Annotated in this window: 23 protein-coding genes; all 23 read left to right on the top strand. The window is 54.5% G+C overall.

Annotated elements, in window-relative coordinates:
- Positions 1–7 precede the first annotated feature (7 nt).
- The 23 genes from rpsC (at position 8) to bfr (ending at position 12,588) form a co-directional block, all read left to right on the top strand.
- Positions 8–694, top strand: a complete 687-nt coding sequence (gene rpsC, locus QYQ93_RS26245; RefSeq protein WP_003176422.1) for a 30S ribosomal protein S3 — start codon at positions 8–10, stop codon at positions 692–694.
- 12 nt (positions 695–706) lie between these two features.
- The gene (gene rplP / locus QYQ93_RS26240; RefSeq protein WP_003176421.1) at positions 707–1,120 is read left to right on the top strand and encodes a 50S ribosomal protein L16; all 414 of its coding nucleotides are present in this window, start codon (positions 707–709) and stop codon (positions 1,118–1,120) included.
- Positions 1,120–1,311, top strand: coding sequence for a 50S ribosomal protein L29 (rpmC, locus tag QYQ93_RS26235; RefSeq protein ID WP_002555481.1), 192 nt, complete (start codon positions 1,120–1,122; stop codon positions 1,309–1,311). Before rplP ends, rpmC begins: the two co-directional genes overlap by 1 nt.
- 2 nt (positions 1,312–1,313) lie before the next feature.
- Positions 1,314–1,580: a 30S ribosomal protein S17 gene (gene rpsQ / locus QYQ93_RS26230; RefSeq protein ID WP_003444370.1), complete on the top strand. Its 267-nt coding sequence runs from the start codon at positions 1,314–1,316 to the stop codon at positions 1,578–1,580.
- A 23-nt stretch (positions 1,581–1,603) separates the two neighbouring features.
- On the top strand, positions 1,604–1,972 hold the full coding sequence (rplN, locus tag QYQ93_RS26225) for a 50S ribosomal protein L14 (protein ID WP_002555479.1): 369 nt from the start codon (positions 1,604–1,606) through the stop codon (positions 1,970–1,972).
- Between the two features lie 11 nt (positions 1,973–1,983).
- A complete protein-coding gene (rplX, locus tag QYQ93_RS26220; RefSeq protein WP_003176416.1) occupies positions 1,984–2,298 on the top strand; it encodes a 50S ribosomal protein L24 in 315 nt (104 codons plus the stop codon).
- A gap of 22 nt (positions 2,299–2,320) precedes the next feature.
- Complete coding sequence (gene rplE, locus QYQ93_RS26215; RefSeq protein ID WP_003194642.1) at positions 2,321–2,860, top strand: 50S ribosomal protein L5; 540 nt, start codon at positions 2,321–2,323, stop codon at positions 2,858–2,860.
- Positions 2,861–2,873: 13 nt separating this feature from the next.
- Complete coding sequence (gene rpsN / locus QYQ93_RS26210; RefSeq protein ID WP_003176414.1) at positions 2,874–3,179, top strand: 30S ribosomal protein S14; 306 nt, start codon at positions 2,874–2,876, stop codon at positions 3,177–3,179.
- A 208-nt stretch (positions 3,180–3,387) separates the two neighbouring features.
- Complete coding sequence (gene rpsH / locus QYQ93_RS26205; protein ID WP_003176413.1) at positions 3,388–3,780, top strand: 30S ribosomal protein S8; 393 nt, start codon at positions 3,388–3,390, stop codon at positions 3,778–3,780.
- Positions 3,781–3,792: 12 nt separating this feature from the next.
- The gene (rplF, locus tag QYQ93_RS26200) at positions 3,793–4,326 is read left to right on the top strand and encodes a 50S ribosomal protein L6 (protein ID WP_003194640.1); all 534 of its coding nucleotides are present in this window, start codon (positions 3,793–3,795) and stop codon (positions 4,324–4,326) included.
- Positions 4,327–4,336: 10 nt separating this feature from the next.
- A complete protein-coding gene (rplR, locus tag QYQ93_RS26195) occupies positions 4,337–4,687 on the top strand; it encodes a 50S ribosomal protein L18 (protein WP_003186037.1) in 351 nt (116 codons plus the stop codon).
- 3 nt (positions 4,688–4,690) lie between these two features.
- Positions 4,691–5,191, top strand: a complete 501-nt coding sequence (gene rpsE / locus QYQ93_RS26190; RefSeq protein WP_003176409.1) for a 30S ribosomal protein S5 — start codon at positions 4,691–4,693, stop codon at positions 5,189–5,191.
- A 2-nt stretch (positions 5,192–5,193) separates the two neighbouring features.
- Positions 5,194–5,370, top strand: a complete 177-nt coding sequence (rpmD, locus tag QYQ93_RS26185) for a 50S ribosomal protein L30 (protein WP_003176408.1) — start codon at positions 5,194–5,196, stop codon at positions 5,368–5,370.
- 3 nt (positions 5,371–5,373) lie between these two features.
- The gene (gene rplO, locus QYQ93_RS26180) at positions 5,374–5,811 is read left to right on the top strand and encodes a 50S ribosomal protein L15 (protein WP_003176407.1); all 438 of its coding nucleotides are present in this window, start codon (positions 5,374–5,376) and stop codon (positions 5,809–5,811) included.
- On the top strand, positions 5,812–7,140 hold the full coding sequence (gene secY / locus QYQ93_RS26175) for a preprotein translocase subunit SecY (RefSeq protein WP_003194637.1): 1,329 nt from the start codon (positions 5,812–5,814) through the stop codon (positions 7,138–7,140).
- 27 nt (positions 7,141–7,167) lie between these two features.
- Positions 7,168–7,284, top strand: coding sequence for a 50S ribosomal protein L36 (gene rpmJ / locus QYQ93_RS26170; RefSeq protein ID WP_002555468.1), 117 nt, complete (start codon positions 7,168–7,170; stop codon positions 7,282–7,284).
- A 129-nt stretch (positions 7,285–7,413) separates the two neighbouring features.
- A complete protein-coding gene (gene rpsM / locus QYQ93_RS26165; RefSeq protein WP_003194635.1) occupies positions 7,414–7,770 on the top strand; it encodes a 30S ribosomal protein S13 in 357 nt (118 codons plus the stop codon).
- Between the two features lie 30 nt (positions 7,771–7,800).
- Complete coding sequence (rpsK, locus tag QYQ93_RS26160; protein WP_002555466.1) at positions 7,801–8,190, top strand: 30S ribosomal protein S11; 390 nt, start codon at positions 7,801–7,803, stop codon at positions 8,188–8,190.
- 18 nt (positions 8,191–8,208) lie between these two features.
- A complete protein-coding gene (gene rpsD / locus QYQ93_RS26155; RefSeq protein WP_003176404.1) occupies positions 8,209–8,829 on the top strand; it encodes a 30S ribosomal protein S4 in 621 nt (206 codons plus the stop codon).
- Positions 8,830–8,851: 22 nt separating this feature from the next.
- Positions 8,852–9,853 carry a DNA-directed RNA polymerase subunit alpha gene (locus tag QYQ93_RS26150; RefSeq protein ID WP_003176403.1) on the top strand — a complete coding sequence of 334 codons (1,002 nt, stop codon included), beginning with the start codon at positions 8,852–8,854 and terminating at the stop codon, positions 9,851–9,853.
- 41 nt (positions 9,854–9,894) lie between these two features.
- Positions 9,895–10,281, top strand: coding sequence for a 50S ribosomal protein L17 (rplQ, locus tag QYQ93_RS26145; protein WP_003176402.1), 387 nt, complete (start codon positions 9,895–9,897; stop codon positions 10,279–10,281).
- A gap of 238 nt (positions 10,282–10,519) precedes the next feature.
- Entirely contained in the window at positions 10,520–11,968 is a 1,449-nt protein-coding gene (locus tag QYQ93_RS26140) for a catalase (RefSeq protein ID WP_043050067.1), read from the top strand.
- Positions 11,969–12,123: 155 nt separating this feature from the next.
- Entirely contained in the window at positions 12,124–12,588 is a 465-nt protein-coding gene (bfr, locus tag QYQ93_RS26135) for a bacterioferritin (protein ID WP_003176400.1), read from the top strand.
- Positions 12,589–12,601 lie beyond the last annotated feature (13 nt).

Below are 12,601 nucleotides of genomic sequence, written 5' to 3'. Positions count from 1 at the left end.
CGAAGAGATGGGTCAGAAAGTACATCCCATTGGCATTCGCCTGGGAATCGTCAAGGAGCACACCTCCGTCTGGTACGCAGACGGTCGGACTTATGCGGACTATTTGTTCGCTGATCTGAAGGTGCGTGAGTATCTCCAAGACAAACTAAAAAGCGCGTCCGTAAGCCGTATCGATATCCATCGTCCGGCGCAAACTGCACGTATCACCATCCACACCGCTCGTCCAGGTATCGTTATCGGGAAGAAAGGTGAAGATGTTGAGAAACTGCGTCAGGACCTGACCAAGCAAATGGGTGTGCCTGTGCACATCAATATCGAAGAGATCCGTAAGCCGGAGCTCGACGGTATGCTGGTTGCGCAGAGCGTAGCTCAGCAGCTGGAACGCCGCGTAATGTTCCGTCGCGCTATGAAGCGTGCCGTACAGAACGCCATGCGTATTGGTGCCAAAGGCATCAAAATCCAAGTGAGCGGTCGTCTCGGCGGTGCTGAAATCGCACGTACTGAATGGTATCGCGAAGGTCGTGTGCCACTGCACACCCTGCGTGCCGACATCGACTATGCCAACTACGAAGCTCACACCACTTACGGTGTGATCGGTGTAAAGGTTTGGATCTTCAAAGGCGAAGTAATTGGTGGTCGCCAAGAAGAACTGAAACCACAAGCACCAGCGCCTCGTAAAAAAGCTGCTAAGTAAGGGGTACGCCAAATGTTGCAACCTAAGCGTACGAAGTTCCGCAAGCAGATGACAGGCCACAACCGTGGTCTGGCTCAGCGCGGTAGCAAAGTCAGCTTCGGCGAGTTCGCGCTGAAGTCTGTAGCTCGTGGTCGTCTCACCGCTCGTCAGATCGAGTCAGCGCGTCGTGCTCTGACCCGTCACGTAAAACGTGGCGGCAAGATCTGGATCCGTGTATTCCCGGACAAGCCGATCTCCAAAAAACCTCTCGAGGTTCGGATGGGTAAAGGTAAGGGTAACGTGGAATACTGGGTAGCCCAGATTCAGCCAGGCAAAGTCCTGTATGAAATCGAGGGCGTTTCTGAAGAGCTGGCGCGTGAGGCTTTCGCCCTGGCTGCTGCAAAGCTGCCGCTCGCCACCTCCTTTGTTAAACGGACGGTGATGTGATGAAAGCGAATGAACTTCGTGAAAAATCCGCACAGCAGCTGAACGAGCAACTGCTCGGCCTGCTGCGCGACCAGTTCAATCTGCGCATGCAGAAAGCAACTGGCCAGTTGGGGCAGTCTCATCTGCTCTCGCAAGTTAAGCGTGACATCGCTCGCGTGAAGACTGTGCTCAACCAGCAGGCAGGTAAGTGATCATGGCTGAAGCCGAAAAGACTGTCCGTACGCTGACTGGCCGTGTTGTCAGCGACAAGATGGACAAAACCATCACCGTTTTGATCGAGCGTCGCGTTAAGCACCCGATCTACGGTAAATATGTTAAGCGTTCGACTAAGCTGCACGCGCACGACGAAACCAACCAGTGCCACATCGGCGACAAAGTCACTATTCGTGAAACTCGTCCGCTGGCCAAGACCAAGTCTTGGGCACTGGTTGATATTCTCGAACGCGCTGTGGAAGTCTAAGGACTAGGGGTCGGAGAAATTATATGATTCAGACTCAATCCATGCTCGATGTGGCCGATAACAGCGGCGCTCGCCGTGTTATGTGCATCAAGGTGCTGGGTGGCTCCCATCGTCGTTACGCTGGTATCGGTGACATCATCAAAGTTACCGTGAAGGAAGCAATTCCTCGCGGTAAGGTGAAAAAAGGCCAAGTGATGACTGCTGTTGTAGTCCGCACTCGTCACGGCGTACGTCGTGCAGATGGCTCCATTATCCGCTTTGATGGCAACGCTGCTGTTCTTCTGAACAACAAGCAAGAGCCTATCGGCACCCGTATCTTTGGGCCAGTGACCCGTGAACTTCGTACTGAGAAGTTCATGAAGATCGTCTCGCTCGCCCCAGAAGTGCTGTAAGGAGATCCGACATGCAAAAGATTCGTCGTGACGACGAGATCATCGTGATCGCCGGCAAAGACAAAGGTAAGCGCGGTAAGGTGCTTAAGGTTCTCGCCAATAACCGTCTGGTTATCGGTGGTCTGAACCTGGTCAAGCGTCATACCAAGCCTAACCCGATGTCGGGCGTGCAGGGCGGTATCGTCGAGAAAGAAGCTCCGCTGGACGCTTCTAACGTCGCCATCTTCAACGGTGAAACCAACAAGGCTGACCGCGTTGGTTTCAAAGTAGAAGACGGTAAGAAAATTCGTGTCTTCAAGTCGACCCAAAAAGCGGTTGATGCTTGAACACTGCTAGGTAGATTAGACCATGGCACGACTACAAGAGATTTACCGGAAGGAAATCGCCCCTAAGCTTAAGGAAGAACTTAAGCTCGGGAACGTGATGGAAGTTCCGCGCGTCACCAAAATCACCCTGAACATGGGTCTGGGCGAAGCGATCGGCGACAAAAAAGTCATCGAGCACGCTGTTGCTGACCTGGAAAAGATCACCGGTCAAAAAGTCGTTGTGACTTACGCTCGGAAATCCATCGCTGGCTTTAAAGTCCGTGAAGGTTGGCCGATCGGCGTCAAAGTGACTCTGCGCCGTGAGCGTATGTACGAATTCCTGGATCGTCTGCTGTCGATCTCCCTGCCTCGGGTACGCGACTTCCGCGGCCTGAATGCCAAGTCCTTCGATGGTCGTGGTAACTACAGCATGGGCGTTAAAGAGCAGATTATCTTCCCGGAAATCGACTACGACAAGATCGATGCTCTCCGCGGTCTGGACATCACCCTGACCACCACTGCCAAGAACGATGATGAAGGCCGCGCTCTGCTGCGTGCGTTCAAATTCCCGTTCCGCAACTGATTGGAGTAGGACCATGGCCAAGATGAGCATGAAAAACCGCGAGCTGAAGCGTCAGCTCACGGTTGCCAAGTACGCCAAGAAGCGTGCAGCACTGAAAGCAATCATCGTTGATCTGAACGCAAGTCCAGAAGCGCGTTGGGAAGCTACAGTTGCTCTGCAGAAGCAGCCACGTGACGCAAGCGCTTCGCGCATGCGTAACCGCTGCCGCCTGACCGGTCGTCCACACGGCGTTTACCGCAAGTTCGGCCTCGGCCGTAACAAACTGCGTGAAGCGGCAATGCGTGGTGACGTACCAGGTCTGGTTAAAGCCAGCTGGTAAGTACTTTCAACGTCCAGGTGGTCGGAATCGCGAGATACTGACCGCCGGTGACCTTGAATCTGGATCAAGCCCCTTTTGGGGCTTGTTTCATTTCTGGAGTATGTCTAAAATACGCGGCTCGCCTGAGCCCGTGTTTTTTGTGCTCGGAGATTCTCGGCGACATATGTAGCCGCAAGGCTAATTTTTTTGTATTAGGAGCGTCTAGCCCATGAGTATGCAGGACCCGTTAGCGGACATGCTAACTCGTATCCGTAATGCCCAGATGGCTGAAAAGTCCGTCGTAAGCATGCCATCTTCCAAGTTGAAGGTAGCTGTTGCCAAAGTCCTGAAAGACGAAGGCTACATTGCGGGTTATCAGATCAGCAGCGAAATCAAACCACTGCTGTCCATCGAGCTGAAGTACTTCGAAGGCCGTTCGGTCATCGAGGAAGTGAAGCGCGTTAGCCGTCCAGGCCTGCGTCAGTACAAGTCCGCTGAAGATCTGCCGAAAGTTCGTGGCGGTCTGGGCGTGTCTATCGTCTCCACCAACAAAGGTGTGATGACGGATCGTGCTGCGCGCGCTGCCGGTGTCGGCGGCGAAGTTCTTTGCACTGTGTTCTAAGGGGGGATAAGCATGTCACGCGTCGCTAAGAACCCCGTTAAGCTGCCAGCCGGTGTCGAAGTCAAATTCGCAGGCCAACAGCTTTCGGTGAAGGGTGCCAAGGGTACTCTTGAACTGAACATCCATTCGTCCGTTGAGATCGTTGAAGAAGCTGGTGAGCTGCGTTTCGCTGCTCGCAATGGCGATCAACAAACTCGCGCAATGGCCGGTACCACGCGTGCGTTGGTAAACAACATGGTCCAAGGCGTAAGCCAAGGCTTCGAGCGTAAGCTCCAGCTGGTCGGTGTTGGTTACAAAGCGCAAGCAAAAGGCACGGTTCTGAACCTTGCCCTTGGCTTCTCGCACCCTGTGGATTACGAACTGCCAGCGGGCATCACTGCTGAGACTCCTAGCCAGACCGATATCCTGATCAAGGGCATCGACAAGCAGCTGGTAGGTCAAGTGGCCGCTGAGATCCGCGACTTCCGTCCACCAGAGCCGTACAAAGGCAAAGGTGTGCGCTACGCGGACGAAGTCGTCCGTCGTAAAGAAGCCAAGAAGAAGTAGGGCATAGCAAATGACCGACAAAAAAGTTACTCGACTGCGTCGCGCTCGCAAAGCACGCCTGAAAATGCACGAACTCGAAGTCGTGCGTCTCTGCGTGTTCCGCTCGTCGCAGCACATCTACGCCCAGGTCATCTCGGCCGACGGCAACAAAGTCCTGGCAAGCGCCTCGACTTTGGATAAAGAACTGCGTGATGGTGCCACTGGCAACATCGACGCGGCCACAAAGGTTGGCCAGCTGGTCGCTACGCGTGCTAAGGCCGCTGGCGTCTCGCAAGTGGCTTTCGACCGCTCTGGCTTCAAGTACCACGGTCGCGTGAAAGCGCTGGCTGATGCTGCTCGTGAAGCTGGGCTGGAGTTCTAAGTTATGTCAAATAACGACCAAAAGCGCGACGAAGGCTACATTGAGAAGCTGGTTCAAGTTAACCGCGTAGCCAAAACCGTTAAAGGCGGCCGTATCTTCACTTTCACCGCGTTGACCGTGGTGGGTGATGGTAAAGGGCGTGTTGGCTTCGGCCGTGGCAAGTCACGTGAAGTGCCTGCTGCGATCCAGAAGGCAATGGAAGCTGCTCGTCGCAACATGATCCAAGTTGATCTGAACGGCACCACTCTGCAGTACGCAATGAAGTCCGCCCATGGCGCTTCGAAGGTGTACATGCAGCCTGCTTCTGAAGGTACCGGTATCATCGCTGGCGGCGCTATGCGTGCTGTCCTCGAGGTTGCTGGCGTTCAGAACGTTCTGGCCAAGTGCTACGGCTCGACTAACCCGGTAAACGTGGTTCACGCCACTTTCAAGGGTCTGAAGGCTATGCAATCTCCTGAGTCCATCGCTGCCAAGCGTGGTCTGACTGTCAAGGAGATCTTCTGATCATGGCTACCGTTAAAGTAACGCTGATCAAAAGCATGACCGGCCGCATCCCTAACCACAAACTGTGTGTTAAAGGTTTGGGTCTGCGTCGCATCGGTCACACTGTAGAAGTCCAGGATACTCCCGAGAATCGCGGGATGATCAACAAGGCTTACTACATGCTGCGTGTAGAGGGTTAATCGATGAAACTCAATGATCTGAGTCCAGCGCCGGGTTCCCGTCGCGAAAAGCATCGTCCGGGCCGTGGTATCGGTAGCGGTTTGGGTAAGACTGGTGGCCGTGGCCACAAAGGTCAAACCTCCCGCTCCGGTGGCACCATCGCTCCAGGCTTTGAAGGCGGTCAACAGCCGCTGCATCGTCGCCTGCCTAAGTTCGGTTTCGTATCCCTGAAAGCCATGGACCGCGCAGAAGTGCGTCTGTCCGAGCTGGCTAAAGTGGAAGGCGACATCGTTACTGTGCAGACCCTGAAAGATGCCAACGTGATCAACGTCAACGTACAGCGTGTGAAAATCATGCTGTCCGGTGAAGTGACTCGCGCTGTCACTATCGGCAAGGGAATCGGCGCCACCAAAGGTGCGCGTTCGGCTATCGAAGCAGCTGGCGGCAAGTTCGAGGAATAAATGGCTAAGCAAGGTGCTCTCTCAGCGCTCGGCAAAGGCGGTATGTCTGAACTTTGGGCTCGTCTGCGTTTTCTGTTCCTGGCGATTATCGTCTACCGAATAGGCGCACACATCCCGGTTCCAGGTATCAACCCGGACCGACTCGCAGACCTGTTTCGACAGAATGAGGGGACCATTCTTAGCTTGTTCAACATGTTTTCCGGCGGCGCGCTGGAGCGGATGAGCATCTTTGCACTGGGGATCATGCCGTACATCTCGGCATCGATCATCATGCAACTGATGACAGCCGTCAGCCCGCAACTGGAGCAGTTGAAGAAGGAAGGTGAAGCTGGCCGTCGCAAGATTAGCCAGTACACCCGCTACGGCACTGTCGTCCTCGCCCTGGTTCAAGCTATCGGCATGTCCGTTGGCCTGGCCGGGCAGGGCGTTGCGTTCACTGGTGACTTTGGCTTCCATTTCGTTGCAGTATCCACTTTTGTGGCTGGTGCGATGTTCATGATGTGGCTGGGTGAGCAGATTACTGAGCGTGGTGTTGGCAACGGTATCTCGATGTTGATTTTCGCAGGTATCGTCGCCGGTCTTCCGAGAGCAATCGGGCAGTCTTTCGAGTCTGCGCGTCAGGGTGATATCAATATCTTCGCCTTGGTTGCCATCGGTTTGCTGGCAGTAGCGATTATCGGTTTTGTGGTGTTCATTGAGCGTGGCCAGCGTCGTATTGCTGTTCACTACGCCAAGCGTCAGCAGGGCCGTAAGGTCTTTGCTGCGCAGACCAGCCACTTGCCGCTGAAAGTGAATATGGCCGGCGTTATTCCGGCAATTTTCGCGAGCAGCATCTTGCTGTTTCCGGCTTCGTTGGGTACCTGGTTTGGTCAGTCCGAAAATATGGGCTGGCTGCAGGACCTCTCTCAGTCGATCGCTCCTGGTCAGCCGTTGAATATTCTGCTGTTTAGTGCAGGGATTATTTTCTTCTGCTTCTTCTATACGGCGTTGATGTTCAATCCGAAAGACGTAGCGGAAAACCTGAAGAAGTCCGGTGCCTTTATTCCGGGCATCCGTCCAGGTGAGCAGTCGGCACGCTACATTGATGGCGTTCTGACTCGTTTGACCCTGTTCGGTGCTCTATATATGACGGCCGTGTGCTTGTTGCCCCAGTTCCTGGTGGTTGCAGCAAACGTTCCGTTCTACCTTGGCGGGACCTCGTTGCTGATCGTGGTCGTGGTTGTGATGGACTTCATGTCCCAAGTACAATCGCACCTCGTTTCGCACCAGTACGAATCCCTGATGAAGAAAGCCAACCTGAAGGGTTACGGCAGCGGCATGTTGCGCTGAGTACCCATAAGGTTCGAGGAGTTGGTGATGAAAGTTCGTGCATCGGTGAAAAAGCTGTGCCGTAACTGCAAGATTATTCGCCGCGAAGGTGTTGTTCGAGTAATTTGCAGCGCGGAACCGCGTCACAAACAGCGCCAAGGCTGAGTGTGATCCGCTTGAAGCCCGGCAGCTAGTGCGCTGCCGGGTTGATTATTTGTTATTACAGCGATATTATCTCGCGCCCTATTTCTTGGCTTCCGGGGCGTAGGTAGCTGTCAATTGGAGTCCCACTGAATGGCCCGTATTGCAGGCGTTAACATTCCAGATAACAAGCACACTGTTATCTCGCTGACCTACATCTATGGTGTTGGTCGCACTACTGCGCAGAAAATTTGCGCAGTTGCTGGGGTAAACCCAGCCGCTAAGATCAAGGATCTGAGCGACGAGCAGATTGAACAGCTGCGTGGCGAAGTGGCGAAGTTCACCACTGAAGGTGACCTGCGTCGCGAAATCAACATGAAAATCAAGCGTTTGATGGACCTCGGTTGCTATCGCGGTCTGCGTCATCGTCGTGGTCTTCCAGTACGCGGTCAGCGTACCAAGACTAACGCGCGTACCCGTAAAGGTCCGCGTAAGCCGATCCGCAAGTAATCGCCCCAGCGAATCGACAGGAAAATTATCATGGCAAAACCTGCTGCTCGTCCTCGTAAAAAAGTTAAAAAGACAGTGGTTGATGGCATCGCCCACATCCATGCATCTTTTAACAACACCATCGTGACCATCACCGACCGTCAAGGTAACGCGCTTTCTTGGGCTACCTCCGGTGGTTCGGGTTTCCGCGGTTCCCGCAAGTCCACCCCGTTTGCTGCTCAAGTAGCTGCTGAACGTGCTGGTCAAGCTGCGCTGGAATACGGCCTGAAAAACCTCGACGTTAACGTCAAAGGTCCAGGTCCAGGTCGTGAGTCTGCTGTCCGTGCTTTGAACGGCTGTGGCTATAAGATCGCCAGCATCACCGACGTGACGCCAATCCCGCACAACGGGTGCCGTCCGCCGAAGAAGCGCCGCGTGTAATCCAGGAGATTGTAAAGAATGGCTCGTTACATTGGTCCAAAATGCAAACTCGCTCGTCGCGAGGGCACCGATCTCTTTCTGAAGAGCGGCGTGCGCGCGATCGAATCGAAGTGCAACATTGAAGCAGCACCTGGTATCCACGGCCAACGCCGCGGTCGCCAGTCCGATTACGGCACCCAACTGCGTGAAAAGCAGAAGGTCCGTCGTATTTACGGCGTTCTCGAGCGTCAGTTCAGCGGCTACTACAAAGAAGCTGCTGGCAAGAAAGGTGCAACCGGTGAAAACCTGCTGCAACTGCTCGAATGCCGTCTGGACAACGTTGTATACCGTATGGGCTTTGGTTCGACTCGTGCCGAATCCCGTCAGCTGGTATCGCACAAGTCGATCAGCGTTAACGGTCAGACCGTAAACGTTCCGTCCTACCAGGTTCGTGCTGGTGACGTGGTCGCAGTTCGCGAGAAAGCAAAAAACCAACTTCGCATTGTCCAAGCTCTCGATCTGTGTGCCCAACGTGGCCGCGTAGAATGGGTAGAAGTAGACACTGAGAAGAAGTCGGGCGTTTTCAAGAACGTTCCTGCTCGCAGTGATCTGTCCGCCGACATCAACGAAAGCCTGATTGTCGAGCTCTACTCCAAGTAAGGGCTAGAAAATAGGTGCATCCATGCAGATTTCGGTAAATGAGTTCCTGACACCCCGCCACATTGATGTGCAGGTTGTCAGTCCAACCCGCGCCAAAATTACTCTCGAGCCTCTCGAGCGTGGTTTTGGCCACACCCTGGGCAACGCGCTGCGCCGCATCCTGTTGTCCTCAATGCCCGGCTGTGCAGTAGTCGAGGCCGAGATTGACGGTGTGCTCCACGAGTACAGCGCCATCGAAGGTGTACAGGAAGACGTAATTGAAATCCTGTTGAACCTTAAAGGTCTGGCTATCAAGCTGCACGGCCGTGACGAAGTTACGCTGACCTTGTCGAAGAAGGGTTCGGGGGTGGTTACCGCTGCCGATATTCAGCTGGATCATGATGTCGAGATCGTTAACCCCGATCACGTAATCGCTAACCTGGCGTCTAACGGCGCCCTGAACATGAAGCTCACTGTAGCTCGTGGTCGTGGTTATGAACCGGCCGACTCGCGTCAGAGCGATGAAGACGAAAGCCGCAGCATTGGTCGCTTGCAGCTTGACTCTTCGTTCAGCCCGGTTCGCCGTATCGCATACGTGGTGGAAAACGCCCGTGTCGAGCAGCGGACTAACCTGGACAAGCTGGTTATTGATCTGGAAACCAACGGTACCCTGGATCCTGAAGAGGCTATCCGCCGCGCTGCAACCATTCTGCAACAGCAGTTGGCTGCGTTCGTCGACCTCAAGGGTGACAGCGAACCAGTGGTAATCGAGCAAGAAGACGAGATCGATCCGATCCTGCTTCGCCCGGTTGACGATCTGGAACTGACTGTACGTTCGGCTAACTGCCTTAAGGCGGAAAACATTTACTACATCGGCGACCTGATTCAGCGTACCGAAGTAGAACTGTTGAAGACTCCGAACCTGGGCAAGAAATCCTTGACTGAAATCAAGGACGTTCTGGCCTCCCGCGGTCTGTCCCTCGGCATGCGCCTCGACAACTGGCCGCCTGCAAGTCTTAAGAAGGACGACAAGGCGACTGCCTGATCGTCGTAATCACCGAACGTGAGTTTGGTAAGGAATGAACCATGCGTCATCGTAAAAGTGGTCGTCACCTGAGCCGTACCAGCTCGCACCGCAAGGCCATGTTCCAAAACATGGCGGTGTCGCTGTTCGAGCACGAGCTGATCAAAACTACACTGCCGAAAGCTAAAGAACTGCGTCGCGTTGCTGAGCCGCTGATCACTTTGGCCAAGACAGACAGCCTGGCTAACCGCCGTCTGGCTTTCGACCGTACTCGTTCGAAAGCTATCGTTGGTAAGCTCTTCAACGACCTGGGCAAGCGTTACGCTACCCGTGAGGGTGGCTACCTGCGCATCCTCAAGTGCGGTTTCCGCGCTGGCGACAACGCGCCTATGGCGTACGTCGAGTTGGTTGATCGTGCTACTGCTGGCGAAGCTGTATCCGCCGAGTAAGACGACAAGCTATAACGAAGAACCGGGCCTAGTGTCCGGTTTTTTGTGCGCGTAAGAAAAGCTCAATAGATACAAGCTTTCACTCATCGGCGCTGGGTACTATGACTATTGGGGAGTTATTAGTTATTTTCTATTGATGCTTACGATTTAATGAATTTGTACACGTCATGTTGATGATCAATACTCCCTCCAAGCCGATTAGCCGGCAGTTCCAAGCCCGACCTGAGGAAGATTGCGCATGAGCCAGAATAAAGTCCTTACCACCGCCAGCGGCGCCCCCGTCGCAGACAACCAGAACTCGCGTTCCGCCGGTCCTCGCGGGCCGTTGCTGCTCGACGATTTTCACCTGATCGAGAAGCTCGCTCACTTCAACCGTGAAAACATCCCTGAGCGTCGTGTGCACGCCAAAGGGTCGGGTGCCTACGGTACGTTCACTGTGACAAAAGACATCACCCAGTACACCAGCGCCAAGCTGTTCGAATCGGTTGGTAAGCAAACGCCGACCTTTCTGCGGTTCTCCACTGTAGGTGGCGAGCGCGGTTCGGCTGACACCGAGCGCGATCCACGTGGCTTCGCCTTGAAGTTCTACACCGAAGAAGGCAACTGGGACATCGTGGGTAACAACACCCCGGTGTTCTTCATCCGCGACCCATTGAAATTCCCGGACTTTATCCACACCCAGAAACGCCTGCCGCAAAGCAACTTGAAAAGCGCGCAGATGATGTGGGACTTCTGGTCGCACTCTCCTGAGGCGCTGCACCAGGTCACCATCCTGTTTTCGGACCGCGGTATTCCAGACGGTTATCGTCACATGCATGGCTTCGGTAGCCACACTTACAGCCTTATCAATGCCAAGGGCGAACGTCATTGGGTGAAATGGCACTACAAGACCAAGCAAGGTATCAAGAACCTGGCGCCAGCCGAGGCTGCCCGACTTGCAGGGACTGATCCTGACTATGCCCAGCGTGATCTGTTTGGGGCGATTGAGCGCGGTGACTTCCCGAAATGGCGCGTCTGCATCCAGATCATGACTGAGGCCCAGGCGAATGCTCACTACGAGAACCCGTTTGACGTGACTAAGACCTGGTCGCAAAAAGAGTTCCCGTTGATTGAAGTGGGTGAGCTGGAGCTCAACCGCAATCCGCAGAACTACTTCGCTGAAGTGGAACAGGCTGCATTCGGCCCAAGCAACATGGTTCCAGGTGTTGGCCTGTCGCCGGACCGCATGCTGCAAGGTCGGGTTTTCGCTTACGCAGATGCCCACCGCTACCGTGTTGGCACCAACCACCAGCAATTGCCGGTGAATGCGCCACGCAACCCGGTGAACAGCTACCAGCGTGACGGTTCGATGGCCTTCGGCAGTAACGGTGGTGCGGCTCCCAACTACGAACCAAACAGCTACGCCGATGCGCCGAAACAAGCCCCGCAATATGCAGAACCTGCATTGGCCCTGAGCGGCGCCGCGGATCGTTACGATCATCGTGAAGACACCGACTACTACAGCCATGCGGGTGCGTTGTTCCGCCTGATGAACGATGAGCAAAAAGCCCTGCTTACCAGCAACATTGCCGGTGCGATGGCGGGAGTTTCCAGCGATGTGGTCCAGCGTCAATTGCAGCATTTCTACAAGGCCGACCCGGCTTATGGAGAAGCAATCGCAAAGGCACTGGGTGTATCGCTTAACTGACTCTAAACGATAAGCAGAACCGCCCTCATTTGGGCGGTTTTTGCGTTATTTCAGCTACTTTTCTCAGGAAATCTTCACTTTTCTGCCGTTGATCCCGTGACCTTCAAGTCATCATGGTTCAAACTACAGCCTTTCAAGTAGGGAGATGTAGGGCGATGCAAGGTCACCCCGACGTAATCGATTACCTCAACACGTTGCTGACGGGCGAACTGGCAGCTCGTGACCAATATTTCATCCACTCGCGTATGTACGAAGACTGGGGCTTCACCGAGCTCTACGAGCGTATCAACCACGAGATGGAAGAAGAGGCACAGCATGCTGACGCGCTGATGCGCCGTATCCTGATGCTCGAAGGTACGCCACGCATGCGTCCCGATGACTTGGATGTGGGCACAACGGTACCTGACATGCTCGCTGCCGACCTGCGTCTCGAATACAAGGTCCGTGCGGCCCTGTGCAAGGGCATCGAGCTGTGTGAGCAGCACAACGACTATGTCACCCGGGAAATACTGCGTGTCCAGTTGAATGACACCGAAGAAGATCACACCTACTGGCTGGAAAAGCAGTTGGGCCTGATCAAGTTGATTGGCCTGGAGAATTACCTGCAGTCGCAGTTCTAACGTCCGGCTACAA

The sequence above is a fragment of the Pseudomonas khavaziana genome, assembly GCF_036704165.1.
GTDB classification, from domain to species: domain Bacteria; phylum Pseudomonadota; class Gammaproteobacteria; order Pseudomonadales; family Pseudomonadaceae; genus Aquipseudomonas; species Aquipseudomonas khavaziana.
The sequence above is the reverse complement of the archived record's forward strand: the minus strand, read 5'-3'. Positions and strand labels throughout refer to the sequence as shown.